The organism is Leisingera sp. G5_S3_59_S7 (genome assembly GCF_054968485.1).
On record NZ_JBQKUH010000033.1, the window covers coordinates 44,232 to 50,316 of the forward strand.

The 6,085-nt window shown below is 64.9% G+C and carries 5 protein-coding genes; all 5 read right to left on the bottom strand.

Going from position 1 to position 6,085, the window contains the following annotated elements; translation table 11 throughout:
* Positions 1-5: 5 nt before the first annotated feature.
* Positions 6-299 (bottom strand): DUF1330 domain-containing protein, encoded by a 294-nt coding sequence (locus tag ACTRWG_RS14855; RefSeq protein WP_027234035.1) that lies wholly within the window; start codon positions 297-299, stop codon positions 6-8.
* A 58-nt stretch (positions 300-357) separates the two neighbouring features.
* Entirely contained in the window at positions 358-1,848 is a 1,491-nt protein-coding gene (locus ACTRWG_RS14860; RefSeq protein WP_027234034.1) for an NCS1 family nucleobase:cation symporter-1, read from the bottom strand.
* 94 nt (positions 1,849-1,942) lie between these two features.
* A complete protein-coding gene (hydA, locus tag ACTRWG_RS14865; protein WP_462829520.1) occupies positions 1,943-3,403 on the bottom strand; it encodes a dihydropyrimidinase in 1,461 nt (486 codons plus the stop codon).
* Positions 3,400-4,659 carry an allantoate amidohydrolase gene (locus ACTRWG_RS14870; protein WP_462829521.1) on the bottom strand — a complete coding sequence of 420 codons (1,260 nt, stop codon included), beginning with the start codon at positions 4,657-4,659 and terminating at the stop codon, positions 3,400-3,402. The genes hydA and ACTRWG_RS14870 overlap by 4 nt, the downstream gene beginning before the upstream one ends.
* Before the next feature lie 63 nt (positions 4,660-4,722).
* Positions 4,723-6,042: an omega-aminotransferase AptA gene (aptA, locus tag ACTRWG_RS14875; RefSeq protein ID WP_462829522.1), complete on the bottom strand. Its 1,320-nt coding sequence runs from the start codon at positions 6,040-6,042 to the stop codon at positions 4,723-4,725.
* Positions 6,043-6,085: the final 43 nt, after the last annotated feature.

Genomic DNA, 6,085 nt, shown 5'->3' on the forward strand with positions numbered 1-6,085 from the left:
CCCGGTCAGCCGGGCGCGCCTTCGACGATCACGATATTGGCCAGCCCCGCGCCCTCGCGGTGCGCTTTGGCGGCCTGGTATTCCGGCGAGTTGTAGCAGCCAAGCGCGGCTTCCATCGAGTCGAACTCGATCACCACGTTGCGCGGATGGCCGTCGCCCTCCATCTGCTCGCAGGCGCCGCCGCGGGCCAGAACGCGGGCGCCGAATGTCTTGAACGCCTCCGTCGCGCCTTCAGCGTACAGCTTGTAGGGGTCCGGGTTGGTCACAGTGACATGGGCAATCCAATAGGCTTTGGGCATGGGAACTCCGCTGGTCTGAAAAGGAAACCGGGGCGGCAGGCGCCGCCCCGGCCAAGGGTCACTTGTTCAGGATCTTCGCCAGCACCAGATAGGCAGCGCCGGCCACGAACAGGCCCACGAACCAGGCGTAGGTGTAGATCGTGGCAAAGAAGTCCGAGGTGCCCGCCGTGATGCCGACACCGGCCAGGAAGCCCGGCAGGTTCGGCAGGATGCCGATCACCAGTGCCCAGACACCGGCCCAGTTGGTGCCGTTGCTGCCGGAATAGATGCCGTTCATCTTGAACAGATCCGCCACTTCCAGCTTGGTTTTGCGCAGCAGGTAGTAGTCCGCCAGCATCACGCCCGCAATCGGGCCCAGCAGCGCCGAATAGGCGATCAGCCAGCCGATGATGTGGTTCACCAGGATCCAGGGGAACATGGCAATGCCGATGCCCGCGGTGATATAGCCGCCGCGCTTGAGGTTGATCTTGCTGGGGGCCAGGTTCGAGAACCCGTGCGCCGGGGCCACCACGTTTGCCGCCAGGTTGGTGGTCAGCGTCGCAACGATCAGCGCAAACAGCGCGATGATCACCGAAAACCCGCCCATCTTCTCAGACAGCTGGATCGGATCCCAGATCGCCTCGCCATAGATCACCACGGTGGCCGAAGTCACGGCGGAGGCGATGAAGGCAAACAGCGCCATCGGGATCGGCAGGCCGACCATCTGACCCAAAAGCTGGTCCTTCTGGCTTTTGGCGTGGCGGGTGAAGTCGGGGATGTTCAGCGCCAGCGTCGCCCAGAAACCGATCATGCCAGTGAGGCTCGGCCAGAAGACAACCCAGAACTGGCCTTCCTGCGGCTGGCCCGGATCAAAAGCGCTGGGGGTCGACAGCATCTCGCCGAAACCGCCTGCGTTGACATAGGCCCAGGCCAGGAGCGCCAGGCCCATCGCCAGCAGGAACGGGGCTGCATAGGTCTCCAGCCAGCGGATCGACTCGGTGCCGTTGGCGATGAAGTAGAGATGCAGCGCCCAGAAGGCGAGGAAGCAGATGAACTCGCCCGCGCTGATGCCCAGCACCGGCAGCGCCTCGCCCGCCAGCGCACCGCCGGTCAGGGTGTTGAGGATCACAAAGATCGCAGAGCCGCCGACCCAGGTCTGGATACCGAACCAGCCGCAGGCAACGATGCCGCGGGCCACCGCCGGGATCTTTGCGCCGGTGGGTCCGAAGGAAGACCGCAGCAGCACCGGGAAGGGGATGCCGTATTTGGTGCCGGCATGGCCCACCAGCACCATCGGGATCAGCACGATCGCGTTGGCGACCAGAATGGTCATCACCGCCTGATCCCAGCTCATGCCCGAGCCGATCAGGTAGGAGGCCAGCAGATAGGTCGGGATGCAGACCACCATGCCAACCCAAAGCGCGGCAATCGCCACCCAGTCCCAGGTGCGTTCCGCAGCCGTCGTCGGCAGCTGGTCCTCGTTGTATAGTTCGGGGTCGATCCCGGTCAGATCCACCTGCGGCGGCGCCTCGGCGCCGGACGCGGAATACCCGCTGGTTACATCAGCCATTTTGAGTTTCCTCCCTGTTATTTGGCTTTGTTGCCGCCTGCTTCTGCGGCAGGCAGCACATGCAAGAGTCCCCGGCCTGCGCCGGGGATCATAATCAGACGCAGGCCGGCATGTTTTCAGCCGAGCGCACCACCTGGCGCGGCGCGGTGACCTCTTTCCACTTGGACAGCGCCTTGTTGACTTCCGGGAACGCGGGCCGTTCAACAAAACGCCCGTGCCCCGGAGTGGCGCAGACGGTGCCGTCGTCCACCGCCAGTTCGCCGCGGCTGAGGGTATAGCGCGGCAGGCCGGTCACCTCGCGGCCGGAGAAGACGTTGTACTCCACCACCGACTGCTGGGTTTCGGGCGAGATCACCTTGGACTTCTTCGGGTCCCACACCACCAGATCGGCGTCGGAGCCTTCCAGGATCGCCCCTTTGCGCGGGTATATGTTGAGGATACGCGCGATATTGGTCGAGGTCACGGCCACAAACTCGTTCGGTGTCAGCCGCCCGGTGTTCACGCCCTCGCTCCACAGGACAGGCATCCGGTCCTCAAGGCCGCCGGTGCCGTTCGGGATCTTGGTGAAATCGTCGATGCCAAAGCGTTTCTGCTCCACGCTAAAGGCGCAGTGGTCGGTCGCCACCACCTGCAGTGAACCTGCCTGAAGACCGGCCCACAGGCTGTCCTGATGCGCCTTGTCGCGGAACGGCGGCGACATCACCCGCTGCGCGGCGTGGTCCCAGTTGGGGTTGCGGTATTCGCTTTCGTCCAGCACCAGATGCTGGATCAGCGGCTCGCCGAAGACGCGCATGCCTTTCTGGCGCGCCCGGCGGATCGCCTCATGCGCCTGCTCGCAGGAGGTGTGCACGACGTACAGCGGCACGCCCGCCATGTCGGCGATCATGATGGCGCGGTTGGTGGCTTCGCCCTCAACCTCGGGCGGGCGCGACAGCCCGTGGCCTTCGGGGCCGCGGATGCCGTCGGCCAGCAGCTTCTGCTGCATGGTGGCCACCACGTCGCCGTTTTCCGCATGCACCATCGGCAGCGCACCCAGCGCGGCGCAGCGGCGGAAGCTGTCGAACAGCTCATCATCATCCACCATCAGCGCGCCCTTATAGGCCATGAAGTGCTTGAAGGAGTTGATGCCCAGCTCCACAACCTGCTGCATCTCGTTGAACACCTGCTCGCTCCACCAGGTCACCGCCATGTGGAAGGAATAGTCGGCGCAGGCGCGTTTCGACTTGGCGTGCCAGGCCTCCAGCGCCTCCAGCATCGACTGGCCGGGGGTGGGCAGGCAGAAGTCCACCACCATGGTGGTGCCGCCTGCAAGGCCCGCGCGGGTGCCGGATTCAAAGTCATCCGCCGAATGGGTGCCCATGAAGGGCATTTCCAGATGCACATGGGGGTCGATGCCGCCGGGCATGACATAGCAGCCCTCGGCGTCGAGCACCTTGTCGCCGTTCAGGTTGATGCCGATCTGCACGATTTTACCGTCCTCGATGGCGACATCGGCGGCATAGCTGCGGTCAGCGGCAACAATGGTGCCGCCCTTGATTACGGTTCTCTGGCTCATGCCTGCTCCTCCACAATCTCTGCGGTTTCCAGAACGGCGTGCAGCAGCACATCCGTCCCCGCCGCCGCCCATTCGCGGCTGATTTCCTCGTCCTCGTTGTGGCTGAGGCCGTCAACGCAGGGGCACATCACCATGGCGGTCGGCGCCACCTTGTTGATCCAGCAGGCATCATGACCCGCGCCGGAGATGATGTTGCGGTGCGAATAGCCCAGCTTTTCCGCCGCCCGGCGCACCGCCTCGACGCAGCCCTCGTCAAAGGTCACCGGGTCGAAATGGCCCACCTGCTCGATCTCCAGTCCCAGCTCCAGCTCCCCGGCGATCCTGGCAGCACCTTCGCGCAGGCGCTGTTCCATGTCGGTCTGGGTGTCAAAGCTGGGCGAGCGGAAGTCGATGGTGAACACCACCTTGCCCGGCACGATGTTGCGGCTGTTGGGGTAATAGTCGCAGTGGCCGACAGCACCAACCGCATCGGGCTGGTGGCTCATCGCAATTTCATGCACCAGATCGGTGATCCGCGCGGCGCCAAGGCCCGCATTGCGGCGCATCGGCATCGGGGTGGAGCCGGTATGCGCTTCCTGGCCGGTCAGCGTGACCTGCAGCCAGTTCAGGCCCTGACCGTGGGTCACGACGCCGATGTCCTTGCCCTCGGCTTCCAGGATCGGCCCTTGCTCGATATGCAGCTCAAACATTGCGTGCATCTTGCGGTTGCCCACCGGCTCATCGCCCTTGTAGCCGATCCGGGACAGCTCCTCGCCGAACTTTTTGCCCTCCGCGTCCTCACGCGCATAGGCCCAGTCCTGGGTATGAACGCCCGCAAAGACGCCGGAGGACAGCATGGCGGGCGCGAACCGCGTGCCTTCCTCGTTGGTCCAGTTCACGACCACGATAGGGCGGCGCGGGGTGATGCCCAGATCGCGGATCGAGCGCACCACCTCAAGCCCCGCCAGCACGCCAAGGACGCCGTCGTATTTGCCGCCCGTCGGCTGGGTGTCCAGGTGGCTGCCCATCATCACCGGATCCAGATCCGGCTCGGCGCCTTCCAGGCGGGCAAACATGTTGCCCATGCTGTCGACGCCCACTGTCATGCCGGCCTCTTCGCACCAGCGCTTGAACAGGTCGCGGCCTTCCTTGTCGGCATCGGTCAGCGTCTGGCGGTTGTTGCCGCCGCGCACCCCCGGGCCCTTGGTTGCCATCTCCATCAGCGAGTCCCACAGGCGGCTGCCGTTGATGCGGGCGTTGCTTTGCACGTCTTTCATATCTCTCTCCCTTTGCCGCCCCTGCCCCGCGCGCCGCTTGGCCCGCAGGTCAGGGGCAGGTCCTCACGCGATGAGCGACTCGGCCAGAATGCCGATCAGCTCGTCGATTTCGCGTTTTTCGATGATCAGCGGCGGCGACATGGCGATGATGTCGCCGGTGGTGCGCAGATGCGCCCCCTTGTCCCAGGCGCGCAGGTAGGTGTCGAAGGCGCGCTTGGTCGGCACCCCCGCCACCGGCTCCAGCTCCACCGCGCCGACCAGGCCCGCGCAGCGGATGTCCTTCACATGCGGCAGCCCCTTGAGGCTGAAAAGCGCGTCGGCCCAATACGCCTCCAGCGACGCGGCGCGCTCGAACAGCTCCTCCTCGCGGTAGGTGTCCAGCGCCGCCAGGGCGGCCGCGCAGGCGACCGGGTTGCCGGAGTAGGTATAGCCGTGGAACAGCTCAATCATATGCTCCGGCCCGGTCATGAAGGCGTCGTGGATTTCGCTGCTGACCATCACCGCGCCCATCGGGATCACCCCGTTGGTGAGGCCCTTGGCGGTAGTGATCATATCCGGCTCGACGCCGTAGTAATCGGCGCCGAACGCCCGGCCCAGGCGGCCATAGGCGGTGATCACCTCGTCAAAGATCAGCAGAATGCCATGCTCCCGGGTGATCTCGCGCAGCCGCTGCAAATAGCCCTTGGGCGGCAGGATCACCCCGGCAGAGCCCGCCATCGGCTCGACGATCACCGCGGCGATGGTTTCGGCCCCATGCAGGTCAACGAGCCGCACCAGGTCTTCGGCCAGCTCCGCGCCATGCTCCGGCTGGCCCTTGGTAAAGGCGTTGCGCTCCGGATCATGGGTGTGGCGCAGGTGGTCGACGCCGGTCAGCAAGCTGCCGAAATGGCGGCGGTTGTTGACGATGCCGCCCACCGAAATGCCGCCGAAATTGACCCCGTGATAGCCCTTCTCGCGGCCGATCAGCCGGGTGCGGCCCTGCTCGCCCTTGGCCTTGTGATAGGCTAGCGCGATCTTCAGCGCGGTCTCCACCGATTCCGAGCCGGAGTTGGTGAAAAACACGTGGTTCAGATCGCCCGGCGCCAGCTCGGCAAGTCGGTTGGCCAGCTCAAACGCCTTGGGGTGACCCATCTGGAAGGCGGGCGCATAGTCCAGTTCGGTGACCTGTTTCTGCACCGCTTCGGTGATGCGCGGCGCGGCGTGACCTGCATTGACGCACCACAGGCCCGCGGTGCCGTCCATCACCTTCCGCCCGTCGGTGGTGGTGTAATACATCCCCTCCGCCGCAGCGACCATGCGCGGGTTTTGCTTGAACTGCCGGTTGGCCGTGAACGGCATCCAATAGGCGTCCATCGCGTTTGCGCGTTTTGGATCAGTGGTCATATCCGAATCCTTTTCTTGAGAGTGGTCAGGCCGCAACCTGGTT